This window comes from Streptomyces sp. NPDC023157, assembly GCF_055560575.1.
Window position 1 is genome coordinate 231,144 of the sequence record NZ_JBVHIL010000008.1, and the last position, 13,386, is coordinate 244,529.

At 71.8% G+C, this 13,386-nt stretch carries 12 protein-coding genes; 8 read left to right on the top strand and 4 right to left on the bottom strand.

The window, feature by feature from the left end; genetic code table 11:
- Nucleotides 1-30: 30 nt before the first annotated feature.
- On the bottom strand, nucleotides 31-936 hold the full coding sequence (locus ACZ3ZE_RS27620) for a sterol desaturase family protein (protein ID WP_361177375.1): 906 nt from the start codon (nucleotides 934-936) through the stop codon (nucleotides 31-33).
- 623 nt (nucleotides 937-1,559) lie between these two features.
- Here ACZ3ZE_RS27620 and ACZ3ZE_RS27625 point away from each other — a divergent pair.
- Nucleotides 1,560-2,810: a M48 family metallopeptidase gene (locus ACZ3ZE_RS27625; protein ID WP_361177378.1), complete on the top strand. Its 1,251-nt coding sequence runs from the start codon at nucleotides 1,560-1,562 to the stop codon at nucleotides 2,808-2,810.
- Between the two features lie 46 nt (nucleotides 2,811-2,856).
- On the opposite strand, the gene ACZ3ZE_RS27630 is transcribed toward ACZ3ZE_RS27625, so the two are convergent.
- A complete protein-coding gene (locus tag ACZ3ZE_RS27630; protein ID WP_467261130.1) occupies nucleotides 2,857-4,464 on the bottom strand; it encodes a multicopper oxidase family protein in 1,608 nt (535 codons plus the stop codon).
- 765 nt (nucleotides 4,465-5,229) lie between these two features.
- On the opposite strand from ACZ3ZE_RS27630, the gene ACZ3ZE_RS27635 reads away from it, so the two are divergent.
- From ACZ3ZE_RS27635 to ACZ3ZE_RS27655, 5 genes are all read left to right on the top strand, one after another.
- Nucleotides 5,230-6,030 carry an alpha/beta fold hydrolase gene (locus ACZ3ZE_RS27635; RefSeq protein WP_467261132.1) on the top strand — a complete coding sequence of 267 codons (801 nt, stop codon included), beginning with the start codon at nucleotides 5,230-5,232 and terminating at the stop codon, nucleotides 6,028-6,030.
- A 206-nt stretch (nucleotides 6,031-6,236) separates the two neighbouring features.
- Nucleotides 6,237-6,791, top strand: coding sequence for a hypothetical protein (locus tag ACZ3ZE_RS27640; protein ID WP_467261134.1), 555 nt, complete (start codon nucleotides 6,237-6,239; stop codon nucleotides 6,789-6,791).
- A 148-nt stretch (nucleotides 6,792-6,939) separates the two neighbouring features.
- Nucleotides 6,940-7,281 (top strand): PadR family transcriptional regulator, encoded by a 342-nt coding sequence (locus ACZ3ZE_RS27645; RefSeq protein ID WP_361177384.1) that lies wholly within the window; start codon nucleotides 6,940-6,942, stop codon nucleotides 7,279-7,281.
- Nucleotides 7,278-8,237 carry a hypothetical protein gene (locus tag ACZ3ZE_RS27650; RefSeq protein ID WP_467261136.1) on the top strand — a complete coding sequence of 320 codons (960 nt, stop codon included), beginning with the start codon at nucleotides 7,278-7,280 and terminating at the stop codon, nucleotides 8,235-8,237. Before ACZ3ZE_RS27645 ends, ACZ3ZE_RS27650 begins: the two co-directional genes overlap by 4 nt.
- 136 nt (nucleotides 8,238-8,373) lie before the next feature.
- Nucleotides 8,374-9,294 carry a phosphatase PAP2 family protein gene (locus tag ACZ3ZE_RS27655; protein WP_467261138.1) on the top strand — a complete coding sequence of 307 codons (921 nt, stop codon included), beginning with the start codon at nucleotides 8,374-8,376 and terminating at the stop codon, nucleotides 9,292-9,294.
- Between the two features lie 2 nt (nucleotides 9,295-9,296).
- Here the strand turns inward: ACZ3ZE_RS27655 and ACZ3ZE_RS27660 are convergent, their stop codons facing one another.
- Nucleotides 9,297-10,034, bottom strand: a complete 738-nt coding sequence (locus ACZ3ZE_RS27660) for a VOC family protein (RefSeq protein WP_361177390.1) — start codon at nucleotides 10,032-10,034, stop codon at nucleotides 9,297-9,299.
- A gap of 144 nt (nucleotides 10,035-10,178) precedes the next feature.
- Nucleotides 10,179-10,667 (bottom strand): SRPBCC family protein, encoded by a 489-nt coding sequence (locus tag ACZ3ZE_RS27665; protein ID WP_442305780.1) that lies wholly within the window; start codon nucleotides 10,665-10,667, stop codon nucleotides 10,179-10,181.
- A gap of 442 nt (nucleotides 10,668-11,109) precedes the next feature.
- On the opposite strand from ACZ3ZE_RS27665, the gene ACZ3ZE_RS27670 reads away from it, so the two are divergent.
- Together ACZ3ZE_RS27670 and ACZ3ZE_RS27675 are read left to right on the top strand one after the other, a co-directional pair.
- Entirely contained in the window at nucleotides 11,110-12,759 is a 1,650-nt protein-coding gene (locus tag ACZ3ZE_RS27670; RefSeq protein WP_467261140.1) for a CAP domain-containing protein, read from the top strand.
- A 216-nt stretch (nucleotides 12,760-12,975) separates the two neighbouring features.
- Entirely contained in the window at nucleotides 12,976-13,365 is a 390-nt protein-coding gene (locus ACZ3ZE_RS27675; RefSeq protein ID WP_361177396.1) for a VOC family protein, read from the top strand.
- Nucleotides 13,366-13,386: the final 21 nt, after the last annotated feature.

Genomic DNA, 13,386 nt, shown 5'->3' on the forward strand with positions numbered 1-13,386 from the left:
CCGTACGGCACGGGGCTACGCGGCACGGGGCTACGCGGTGCGGGTCGGGCGGCGCCAGGGATGGAGCAGGCCGGCGAGGACCGCCCCGGTCTCCGGGAACGCCGTCGGATCCTGGACGCCCACCACGGCAGGCCGGCGGCCCGGCCGCCAGGTGAAGCTGCCGAAGAGACGGTCCCAGACCGACAGGTCGACGCCGTAGTGCCCGGCCTCGGCCACATCGGCGCTGTGGTGCAGCCGATGCTGTTCAGGGCTGGCCAGCACGTGATTGAACGGCCCGAGCCGGACATCGACATTCGCGTGCACGAAATAACCCTGAACGATGGTGAAGAGCGCCACCGCGAAGAGACAGTCGGGAGAGAACCCCAACAATCCGAGACTCAATTGAACGACACCCTGTTTGAACGCGACGTCCAGCACGTGATTGACGCCGTTGTTGGCGACATTGACCTTCCCCGGAACATGGTGAATCCCGTGGACCTTCCAGAGCCACCGATTGGAATGCGCGAATCGGTGCGCCAGGTACCCGGCCAACGAGGAAGCCAGCAGGGCCACCGGCACCTGCACCCACAGCGCAAGCCCGAGCCCCCCTCCCGGAGCCGCCGCGACGACGAACGCGACGACCGTCTGGGCGAGTACGGCTCCCGCCATGGTGAACACGAAGTAGGCCGCGTACCAGCAGAGTTCTCGCACGCTGGGATGCCAGTCGGAGCGATGGGGGATCAGTCGTTCCAGCACCGCGAGATAGAGAATGGCACCGACCAGGAAGAACTGGACGGCCTGCCCGCGGTCCCAGCCGTAGTGCAGAGTCGAGCTGAAAAGCCAGACCGCGGAGAGGGCCAGAAGCGGATAGGCGACATGCCGAAGCACCTCGCGCGAGGAAGCTCCAATGGCCCACGATTTAGCCGAAAGTGACCCCATCTCGGGTCGATTTTCCATGCGGAGAATCTCCCTCACGTCCGAATGAGGGACTGAACACTAGCAGCGGCCGAGAGGGCCCGTTCATTCCTCGACGACGCTTTTTGGCCAGCGCGCGGCGAGCGATTTCGAACGGCGATTGATAGGAAGAAGTGCTTTACGTTCGTGATCACCGGCATATCCGGGATGACGATGCAGGCGGGCCGGCCCGTCGGCAGCAACGATTCAGCGCCGCTGTGAAGCGCCCGTGGCCTCCCGCCGTCACCACCGGCCGATGCGCGTCGGGCGCGGGGCCGGACCGCCGCACCACCTCCGACCGCCACCGGCTCGCGACGGCGCGGAGGCGGATCAGGGGAGTGCCCCCGAAAACGGAAACGCCCGAAAACGCAGCCTCGGCACAGCCGGAGGAGGCCATCGCCTCACATGGCGCTCAGCCGCACCTCCGGCAGGTATCCCGTCGGCGGTTCGGCGTGCGGCGGCGGTGCGATTACGCGATCACGCGGCGCGGTACCGAAGCGTGGGGATGGCATGATCTGGTCATGTCACAGGTGTACCGGGGTGGGGGAATGACAGAGACCACCGAGGCAATCGGGGAGCAAGAGCAGGGCCGCGACGCAAAGGCATGCCCCGCGTGCGGGGAGCGGATGCCGGTCGATCCGCGGTTCGTGGTGTGGTGCGCCGCCTGCGGTTGGAACGCGGATCCGGGAGGCGGCGAGCCGGCCGAAGGCGGCAGGATCGACCGGATGCGGCGGGGTATGGCGCAGCGGTACGGGGAGCAGCTGTTCGCCGAGCTGGCACACGAGCCCGACGCCGCCGCCGTACCGGGACCCGGTGCCGCGGGCGTATGGGCGGCGGCCCTGGCCGCGGTCGTCCACGGGCTCACCGCGGCGCTCGTCGCCCTCGGCCTGTGGCTCGTGATCGCGGGCTGGGGCGAGGGTCTCCAGCCCGTGCTCGGCCTGCTCGCGCTCGGCTTCGCCTTCGTCCTGCGGCCCCGGTTCGGCAGCCTGGCCGGGGTCCGGCAGGACGCGCCCGTCCTCGAAAGGGCCGACGCTCCGGGGCTCTTCGCGCTGCTCGACGAGGTGGCCGGCGCGGTGGGGACCGTGGGCGTCGAGGCTGTCGTGGTCGGCGCGGAGGCGAACGCGAGCGTGTGGACGTACGGCGTCCGGCAGCGGCGCGTGCTGCGGCTCGGCATGAGCCTGTGGGCCACTCTGGGGCGGCAGGAGAGGATCGCTCTGCTGGGCCACGAGTTCGGGCACTACGCGCACGGCGACACGCGGCACTCCCTGTGGGTCGGCAGCGCCCTGCGGTCGCTGGACACCTGGAGCTACCTGCTCGCGCCGAACGACGGCGACACCCTGATGGACCAGTTCGTGAACATGCTCACGGCCCTTCCCCGCTGGACCGTCCACGGCCTGACCCTGCTCCTCGACCAGACGACGCTGCGTGCCTCCCAGCGCGCCGAGTACCTCGCGGACAGCTCCGCCGCCCGCGCCGCCGGACCGGCCGCAGCCGCCGCCCTGATGGACGGCCTGCTCTGCGCCGAAGGCGCCGAGACCACGCTGCAGCGCGAGACCGTCGCCGCCCGCACCCGGCTCGGCGGGGCGGCGGCCCGGCACGACGACCCGGCCGACGGGCTGTGGGACCGCATCGCGACGCAGATGGCGGCCGTCCCGGATCACGAGCGCGCCCGCCTCCGCAGGGTCGCCGAGCTGCGCGGCCACTCAGTCGACGCCACTCACCCGCCCACCCACCTGCGCCACCGCCGCATCGCCGAAAGCGAAGCCCGCACAGCCCGCGTCGTCCTGGACGAAGAACGCGCGGCCACCGTGGACCGCGAACTGGCCGGGGCGGCCCAGGCCGTGGCACGACGGATCATGCGCGACGGGCACGCGTAAGAGCCGAGCGGCGACGCTTCCCCGCCAAGGCGTTCGGCTCAGGTCGTCACGCCGGGACGTAGTCGACGGTCTGCATCATGCCGAGGTCCTCGTGCTGGAGCTGGTGGCAGTGGGCGATGGTGCGGCCGGTGAAGTCCTCGTACTTGACGAGGAAGGTGACGGAGTCGCCGGGTTTCCCGCCGGCCAGGCCGATGGTGTCGTGCCAGACCGGCGGATCAAGCCGTCGGCCGTTGCGGTGGGTGAGCAGGACCGGGTTGGTGTGCAGGTGGAACGGGTGGTGGTGCGGGGGCAGCGTCTCGTCGGTGCGGACGGTCCATCGCTCGATCGTGCCGAGGCGCAGGGTGTGGTTGGTGAAGCCGGCGTCGAACAGGCCGTAGGCCGGGTCGCGGGTGAGGTCGCCGTGGGGATCGGCCGCAGGCGTGGGGTTGGTGCCCAGGACGCGGTAGGCGTTGGGGAACGGCCCGCCGAAGACACCGGCGTCGGCGTGGAAGACCACCTCGCGGTCGGCGCCGGGGTTCGAGATGTCCTTCTCGTCGAGGAACGGCCTGCCGGGCGGCAGGGAGGCGGGCAGTTCCATCGGCGGCTGTACGGGCTCTCCCGCGACCTCGATCGTCATCAGCGGCCCGGACACCCGGTCGGCCCGCAGTTCGTACCGGCCGGGGGCACCGCCCCGGATCAGGACGTCGGCACGGTTGCCCATGGCCAGGTCGATCCGGTCCTGGACGACGGGCTTCGCGAGAGTGACCCCGTCCTGGGCGATCTGGTGCAGTGGCAGGCTGCCGCTGTCCCCGCTGACCTGGAGCCGCAGCGCGGTGAACGCGGTAGCGCAGACCAGCCGCCACCGCTGCACCTCGCCCGGGCGCAGCTGGAGGGTGGGGTTGACGGCGCCGTTGACGGTGAAGGTGGAGGGGACGCCGGTCACCCAGCCGCCCGAGGTGAAGGCGGGGATCTTGCCGTCCTTGACCTTGAGTTCGTTGACGCACACGACGATGTCGGCGGCCGCCCTGATCTCGGGGACCTCGTCGACGTCACCCTCGATGATGACGACCCCCGCCATGCCGCCGGCGATCTGCTCGGCGATCGATCCGTGCAGGTGCGGGTGGTACCAGTAGGTGCCGGCGGGGTGATCAGCCGGCACGTGGATGGTCGTCTCGTACCGCGGCTCGGCGGCACCGGCGGTGACCTCGTCCGAGGTGCGCGGCGCGAACTCGCGCAGGACGTTGTCGGCGTCCCCGGACGGACGGACGTGCAACCCGTGGGTGTGCACGTTGAAGCTGTTGGGACGGTGTGGCGTGTTGGCGCGGCTCATGTGGGGAGGGTTGGGCGGCAGCCCGTTGACGTGCGTCAGCCGCAGGGTGTGCCCGGCCCGCAGGCGCAGCGTCGGTCCAGGGAACGCCCCGTTGTACGTACGCGTGGTGACCCGCCCGAACCCCGGCACGGAGACATCCGTCAACCGGACGTCCAGCGTCTGCTCCAGCACCCCCGACGCCCACCAGGGCACCGCCCGAGAGGCCGAGACGACAGGCTGCGGAAAGCCCGCCGACGCCGCGACGGCATGCCGCGAGGCCAGGATGTGGCCGGGCACCACCGCGAGCCCCACGGCGGGGATGGCCTTCAGCACCGAACGACGGGTGATCCCGTCACCATTTCCCATAGCGGGGCAATCTAGTCCAAATCACCACTGGCATCCTGGATGGCGCACCGTGGGCCTCCGGCACGCCATGAGGCCGGAGGCGTGAGGCCGAGACGGAGGCCTCGGGCCAGGTGCTCCTCCCCGCCCAGCGGGCCCGGGCCGCCCCCGATGTCAGGACGGCTGCCGGCCCGCCCAACAGCATGACCGTGGAGGGCGAGGAGGGGCCGAGGGCCGGGAGGAACAGGGGCGCGGCGGCGACCAACGCGGCAGCCGCGGCGGACGTACCCCGCGGGTAGCGCCCCGCGCGTCCGCCCCGCGGTCGTCACGCGAACGAGGTCATCGGCGGGTCGGGAAGCCGTGGTGGCGGGCGGTGGCCGTGACGGTCAGGGTGAGGGCCAGTAGCGCCAGGGCCGACCAGGGCAGCGAGAGCGGGCCCGTGTGGTCGAGGAGGAGGCCGCCGGCGAATGCGGCAGCGGCTGACGCCGAGGTCCGTGCTCATCGCCGGCAGGACACCGGCCGGCAGGGCCTCCGTCATCAAGGTGACGAACCCGGCGGTGCTCAGGGCCAGCAGCGCCGGCCAGGGCAGTCGGGGCGGGTGCGTGGGCGGTGCCATCGGACGGGTGGGGGAACGGAGTTCGTTCGTCGACATGGGCGGATCGTCTATCGTTGACATGGAATCAAGGAGTACCTGTCGGTGGTCAGCGAGCTCGCCGTCCCCCCGGCCGGGGCCGGCTCGGAACTGCCTGCTTGACCTTGACACGAGTGTCAAGGTCGGAGGGTGTGGCCATGACCTACTCCGCCATCCGGCACACCGCATTCGGCGACGGCACGCCGCTCGTCCTGATCCACGGCTACACCGTCGACCACCGCGTTCTGCTGCCGCTCGAACCCGCCTTCGCCGACCGCCCCGGCTGGCGGCGCCTCTACCTCGACCTCCCCGGCCACGGGGCCAGCCCCCGCCTGCCGGGCCCGACCTCGGCGACCGCCCTGGCCGAAGCCGTCTTCGAATGGATCGACGCCGAGCTCGGCGACCGGCCGTTCGCGGTGGTCGGGCAGTCCTTCGGCGGCCAACTGGCCCGGGCGGTGACGGCACGGTACGGGGGGCAGGTGCTCGGCTCGGCGCTGCTGGTACCGGTGGTGCGCTGGGGCGCCGACCGGACCTTGCCCGGGGGAACAGCACTGGAACGCGACGAGGAACTGCTCGACCGCCTCCCGGCCGCCGACCGCGCGCTCTTCGGCTACGTCATGGCCCACCTGGACAAGCCCAGATGGGAACTCTTCGAGCGATACGTGCTGCCCGGCTGGCGGGCCCACGACGAGGCGGCTGCCGCCGAGCTGGAGACCGACTTCCTCCTGCCGCACTGGCCCGAGCACCAGGCCCCCGCGCACCACGGGCGCCATCTGCTGGTCACCACCCGGCAGGACGCCCTGGTGGGCTGGCGCGACCAGCTGGCCCTGCTCGACCACTACCCCCGGATGGCGGCAACGGTGCTCGATGCCGCCGGGCACAACCCGCAGGTGGAGTGCGCCGAGACCGTACGGGGCCTGTTCGGGCGCTGGCTCGACGGAATCGCGCGCCCCTGCTGATCGTTTCGGCATGCCGTCCTGAGTCGCGGACGGTCCTGGAGGCCGGTGCCGGGCGTCCTCCGAGGCGCGGTCCTGACTGTTCCTGACTGTCTGTATCCCTCACGGCGTGTGGCGCACCCTCGCCAAGGGCCATTGAAAGGATGGTGGGGTGGAAAGGGTGGCCTTGCTCCTCGAACGAGGTGCAGAGCCGACGCTTGGAGAAGACCTTGAAGCGTGTTCCGTTCCGCCGATCCGCAGGGCTGATGGGCGCCGCCGTGGCCCTGATGGCAGCTCCCGCCCTGTCCGCCCACGCCTCGACCCCGACTGCCCGGACCGAGCAGCAGACCTATTCCGAGCAGGCGCGCGCCGCCGGCCTCAGCGACGAGCAGGCCGGGCAGCTCCAGCGGCGGGTCGACGCCGTTCTCGCCCGGGATCCGCGGGCGCGCCAGACCTCGGCGAACACCCTCGCCATCCCCGGCGGCACCGCGACGGTCCCGGCACCCGGGCAGCCTGAAGCCCGCGACCTGGCAGCCCCCGACGCGCCCCGGGCCTGCAACGAGGGACACCTGTGCATCACTGACGGGCGCGGCGTCAACTACGACTACTACCGGTGCGGCTACTACGACTTCAACGGCATCGGCGACGGGACCTTCAACAACAACCAGACCCCCGGCACCCGCGCCCGCTTCTACAACAGCGACGGCAGCGAACGCTGGTCCCACGTAGCCAAGGGCTCCGGCACCGCGTCCTGGACCCCCGTCTACCACATCCGGCCCTGCTGATCCCCCATCCCATCCCACCCCCCACTCCGCCCTCCCTGAGGGCGGAGTGGGGGCGCAGCCCGCGGCCTTGCCCGAACCCGGTGCGCGCCGTGCCCAGAACGGAGGGTCGGCTGCCGATATACTTCGTAGGTCGATATATGCTCGGTCCATGACACGACAGAGCCCGTCCCTGACGGAACCGCAGTACTTCATCCTCGCCGCGCTCATGGACGGGCCGCTGCACGGTTACGGCATCATCAAGGCCGCCGAGCAGGCCACCGACGGGCGGCTCCGGATCGCCGTCGGCACGCTCTACGGCGCTCTGGACCGAATGGAGCGGGCCGGGCTGGTGGCCGCCGGTGACGAGGAGATCGTGGACGGGCGGGCTCGCCGCTACTACCGGATCACCGAGGACGGCACCCAGGCGCTCGGCCGGGAGGCGCTGCGGATGCGGCAGGCCGCGGCCGTCGTCCTCGGGCGGACCCGGGATGTCGGGGTGGCCCCGGCATGAACCGTCTGCTGCTCGCCGCCTACCCCGAGCCCTACCGCTCCCGGCAGGGGAAGGAGTTGCTGGACTGTCTCGCCGACGCGTACCCCGGCCGTTCCTGGCCCCCGCCGAGGGAGGTCGTCGCCGTGGTACGTGCCGGGGTGCAGGCCCGCGCCCGCGCCGTCGTGGACGACACGGCCCGCCCGTGGTGGCTGGACGGCATCCACCTCACCGCCCTCGTCCTCGCGGCGCTGGCACTCGTCCCGTACCTCCAGGACGTGTGGCACTGGGCCCTGCACATCGATCCCGGCCGGCACGCCATCGCCTTCGACTTCTCCGGCTGGTACCCGTGGGCGCAAGGTCCCGACACCCGGACACGGATCCTGCCCTACGGGCTGCTTCCGCTGGTCTGCCTGGTCGCTCTCCTGCGGGGCAAGGCGTGGATCGCCCTGCCGGCCGCAGCGGCGATGATCCTCGCCGGCGCCACGTACGGCAGCAGCCCGTTCTTCGGCGACGAGGGCAAGGCGGGCCTCGGCTACTACGGACTCGGCGCCCCGATCACCGCCCGGGACCTGATGCTGTCCGGGGCCCTGTGCACCGCGTGCGCCGTGCTGACGGCCTGCCGTCCCGGCCGGCTGCGGCGCCACTCGTACGGTCGGCTGCTCCCCGTCGTACTCGCCATGTTCGTGGCCGGGTCCCTGCACGTCATCTCCGTCAGTCCGGCCTTCCAACGCGGCCTGTTCACCCTCGAAGTCGCCGCGCTGCTCGGCGCGTGGGTGGCGACGGCCGCCACCGGCGACCGACGGTGGCTGATTCCCGTCGCCACGTTCGCCTTCATCCGTACCCAGGCGATCGTCGGCCAGCCGAACGGGTTCATGCAGTCCCTGCCCGACCTGGTCGTGCTCGTCCTTCTCGTCGCTCCCCTCCCGGCCCTGGCGATCACCGCCCAACGCCGGCAGAGCCGGGCGCTCCTCGGATAGGAGCGGAATCCCGGTGGGCCGACCGGGTCGGCTCATCCCTGCCGGCCCAGTCGGACCTGCCGACTCACCCCGCGCCTGAACCCGCGCCCGAAGCGGCACGTGACTGTGCTGCCCGCCCACGACGACAGAGAAGACGATGACTCAGCACGATCCCTCGACCACCCTGTCCACGCGCCCGAACCCCGGCCAGATCCCGGGCACCACGATCGGACCCGGACCCGGACCCGGACCTGCACGCGCACGGCCGGCGCGCCTGCGGATCTCCGCTCCGCTCTGCCTCCTGACCTTCCTGGCGGTCTACCTGCTCGCCGTCTGCACCCCGTTCGGGCAACGCGCGGAGAACGCCCTGCTCAGCGGAGACGGCGCCAACCCGGCGTGGATATACGACTGGTCCGGCGCCGCCTACCAGTCCTCGGCCCTCCCGCCCCTGGAGCACACCGCGATGCCCACCCTGCTCGTGGGCATCGCGGTGATCGTGGCCGTCGCTCTGGTGCGCAGGCGCTGGTGGCAGGGGGTCGCGGCGATCGGGATCGTCATCGGGACGATCGGGTCCAAGGAGCTCGCCAGACTGGTCCTGCCACGCCCCGATCTCGTGGACGCGGGGGTCTCGCTCACCGAGGCCAGCTTCCCCAGTGGACACGTGGCCGTCCCCGCCGGGCTCGTCCTCGGCGCCACCCTCATCGCCTCTCCCCGCCTCCGCCCGTACGTCACCACCGTCGGCGTGCTGTGGCTCGCCGTCACCGCCGGCGCCGTCCAGGCCACCTACCACCACCGCCCCAGCGACGTACTGGGCTCCACGCTGCTGGCCTGCGCCTGCTACGCGTTCGCGACCCGCTTTCCGCGCACGGCCGACGCGCCGGGCGCCGCCCGCCACCCCCGCGTCCTGTCGGCGGTGGCCCTGTCACTGGCCGCGGCGGGCGCGCTCGTCGCCGGCGCGCGGGACGACTCCGTCACCCAATCGCTGGTCTTCGCGGCGGCGGCCTTCCTGTGCGCGGGCCTGTTCTGGCTCACCACCGCGGCCGCGAGCCCAGCCTGCCGTCCACCCGCATGGGCTTGAGGTCAGCGAGGGGCGAGAAGGCAGAACTCGTTGCCTTCCGGGTCGGCCAGAACCGTCCAGGAGATCGCGCTCTGGTCGATCCCGGGGTCGGTGGCGCCCAAGGCGCGCAGTCGGGCTTCCTCCGCCTCCAGGTCGTCACCGGGGTAGGGGCGGACGTCGAGGTGGACGCGGTTCCATCCGCTCTTGGTGTCGGGGGTGCGGATGAACTCCAGGTAGGGGCCGACGCCTTGGGCGGAGCGCATGGCCGCCTGGCCGTCGGTGACTTCGTGCACCGTCCAGTCCATCGCCTGGCCCCAGAACCGGGCCATCTCCCGTGGGTCGGCGCAGTCGACGACGACCGCGGCGACCGGCCCGGTGTCCTGGTAGATCGGGCGGGGCTCCAGGACGCAGAACTCGTTGCCTTCCGGGTCGGCCATGACCGTCCAGGGGACGTCGCCCTGACCCACGTCGGCGAGCGTCGCACCGAGATCCCGCAAGCGCGCGATCAACTCCTTCTGGTGGGCGGTCGAGGTGGTGGCCAGATCGAGGTGCACCCGGTTCTTCACCGTTTTGGGCTCGGGGCGCGCGACGATGTCGACGCAGACGGCCACGGGGTCGGGGTAGGCGAACCCCACGGGTTCGAGGTTGGTGACGCCGGGCGCCTCGCTGTCGATCCCCCAGCCGAGCGCCTCCGCCCAGAACCGGCCGAGCGCGGCGGCGTCCTGGGCCTTCATGTTGATCTGCACGAGTCTTGTCGCCATGCCCAAGATCCTAAAAGCCAAGTCGGTCCCAGGCCGCCGCGGTCATGGGCTGGTCGCCACGCGACACCACCGACGGACGGCCCCCTGCCCCCCCCCGAGAACGCTCTCGGCGTCCTCGTGCCGGCCGTGCGCCCGGACAGCGCGTCATCCGTTCCACGTGCTCTGCGGAGCGCCACCGGCGCCGCCGCCTGCCCCGCTGGGGTGCTCGCGCACCGCGATCCGGGCCAGCTTCGTCAGCATCATGCCGTTGCGGATCGAGACGACGTAGTCCACGGGCAACCCGTGCATCCGGGTGCCGGGTCCCCGCAGGGGATGCCAGTCGAGGACGAAGAGCGTGTTCTCGCCCCAGGGGATCAAGTTCATGGCGATGCGCGCGGCACCGAAGTGGCCTGCCTTGGCTTCCAGCTCCAGTCGGCGTCGCGGCTCACAGATGCGTACGACACAGGTGTCGTCGAGGACCAGGGGGCCGACGCCGACCCGGACCCGCAGGCGGGCGCCCACCTCTGGCCAGTGGGGGTCCGTGGCGATGACCTGTTGTGTCCCTGTGACCCATTCCCCGTAGCGATGGCCGGCGGACAGCAGGCCCCAGACTCCGGACGGCGAACTCAGGATCAGCCGACGATTCCGGGACACACCGACCACGCTCCTTCCTGCCGTGGGGACCGGCTCTCATGACCACGCCGTCAGGCACGGAAGCGCCTGATCAGCTGCTCGGAGTGCTCCTCGACCCTAGCCGCGGTGCGCACCCCCGGCATCTGCGGCAAGGGTCAGGCACGGCACCGGCGTGGCATCGAGAACGGAGGGTGACCGGGCCACCCGGCGCGGCCATGCCCCTTTGGGTGCCGTCCCTCCAGGACGGCTCAGAGCGGTGCGCGCGGCCAAGCGGGTGACGGCGGCCACGAAGAGGGCGGCATCGTCGTTCCTGCCGACTGACGGCGCCGGGAACGCGTGTGACCCAGGTCATAGTGCTGGTTCTCGTCTTTCCGTTATCCAGGTCCGGTCGGTGGCTCTCCCTTGCACAGGGATCTCCACAAGAGGCAAGTGAGGGGCGGTCGGCGTGCAGCGGACGACGGGTTTGACGCATCTGACGGAGGCGGAGCTGATACAGGCGGCGCAGTACGGGGACGCCTGGGCGCGAGAGCAGCTGATCGGCGGCTGCCGGCCTCTTGTCCACGCGCTCGCGGCCCGTGCTCTGGAGGGCCGGCCCGGGGCGGATGCCGCCGTGCACGCGGTGGTGCGGGACACGCTGAGCCGTGCCGAGTTCGCGCTGGGCACCCTTCCGTCGCCGGACGCCTTCCGCTCCTGGCTCCTCGGGATCGGCGTGGCGAGCACACTCGCTCACGCCGCCGGCCTGCCCGTCCAGGCCGCTCCCTCCGCCGTTGTGTGCTGGCTCGACATCGAGGACGCCGTGCTGGCCGCCCTGTGGTCGCTGGAGCAGGAGGGCCTTCTGGGTCGTTACGAGACGGCGGCGGCGTTGCACTGGTCGCCGCAGGAGCTGGCGCTGCGCCTGGACGAGGTGCGCGTACGCCTGGACGCGGCCCGGTCGGTCACGACCGCTCTGGCCCGCGCCCCGCGTTGTCCCGCCCTCGACGAGCAGGCTGCCGTCTGGGACGGCCGTCCCGGCGCCGGCCGGCGTGACGAGCTGGCCGGGCACACCGCCCGTTGCGGGTACTGCGCGACCGGGATCTCCGCGGCGGGGGTCGTCGGCACTCCTCCGGCGTACGCGGCGACTGTCGCGGGCGTTGCCGGGCCGGGTGTCTCGGCAGGCGGCGCGGTCGGCGGCTTCGGCGCGGTCGGGCCCGAAGCGCTCGCCCCGACCGAGACGTTCGCGGCCGTCCCCTTGGGCGCGCCCGGGCCCCCCGCCCCCGAAGAGCGGGCCGCCACCGTCACCGCAGCAGGGCGACGTGGCACCCGGGCCGACCGTCGGCGTCGTCGCCAGGCCGACGAGCGCAACCGTCGCCGCGTGGTCGTCGCGGCGGGTCTGGCGGTCGTCGCGGTCACCGGCGGCGCGTTCACGCTGAACGCCGGACGCGGCGGTGACGAGGACCTGCTGGAAGCCAACCGGGCCGCGGCCCCGGGCCTCGACCTCCCCCTGACGAACGACCCAGGCACCCTCACGGCCTCGCCGTCCACCACCTCGACATCCCCCTCCGCGTCCGCGTCCGCGTCCGCTTCCGCGACGCAGACCCCCGGCGCGCCGAAGTCGCCCGCCGCGACCCCGAGCAAGGCCCCCCGTCCCACCACGGCGGCCCCCGCCCCCCAGCGCACCACCGCATCCGCCGCCACTACGCCCGCCACCCGGCCGAAGACGACCCCCACCCGGGGCTCGCGGCAGGACTCCGGCCAGTCCTCGGTCGCCGCCCAGGTCGTCGCCCTCGTCAACGCCGAGCGCGCCAAGGCCGGCTGCGGCCCCCTGACCTTCAACGCCACTCTCGCCAGGGCGGCCCAGGGCCACTCCGACGACATGGCGGCCCGAGACTTCTTCGATCACACCAATCCCGACGGCGCCGGTCCCGGTGACCGGGTGACCGCCGCGGGCTATCCCTGGTCCACGTACGGCGAGAACATCGCCAAGGGTCAGAGCAGCCCGGAGCAGGTCATGGAGGCCTGGATGAACAGCCCCGGTCACCGCGCGAACATCCTCAACTGCGACTTCAAGGAGATCGGCGTCGGCATCCACGACGCCGGCGGCCCGTACTGGACCCAGGTCTTCGGGGCCCGCTGACGCCGGGGCAGGGCCGGAGGGCGCAGGACAGGTGTCACCGGCCCGCCCCGCCCAGCCGCGCCACGTCGAAAGCTCCTGACGTTCGCCGACTCGACGTTCTCCTGGGCTGCCGAATCGTTTCGTTGACAAGGGGACTATGATCTACGGTGACATCGCGTGTCGATCACCGGCTGGGTGAGGCATGGAGGTGTCGGAAGGTGCCTTCGGAGGCATTCCTTGTCAGTCGAGTTGAACCACACGATCATCCATGCCCGGGACAACCGGGAGTCCGCCCAGTTCTTCGTGGACCTGCTGGGCCTTGAGATCACCTCGGAGTGGGGCCCGTTCGTCGCGGTCCGTCTGAGCAACGGCGTCACGCTGGACTTCGCCACGATCCCCGCAGAGCACATCGTCATGCAGCACTACGCCTTCCTGATCTCCGACGAGGAGTTCGACGCGGCGTACGCGCGGATCAGCGAGCGTGGCATCGAGCACTACGCTGATCCGCACCGGCAACAGCCCGGGGCGATCAACCACAACGACGGCGGCCGCGGTGTCTACTTCATGGACCCGGCGGGTCATGCCATGGAGCTGATCACCGTCCCGTACGGCGGCTGGACTTCCTGAGCACCGGCGCGGAGGGCCGCA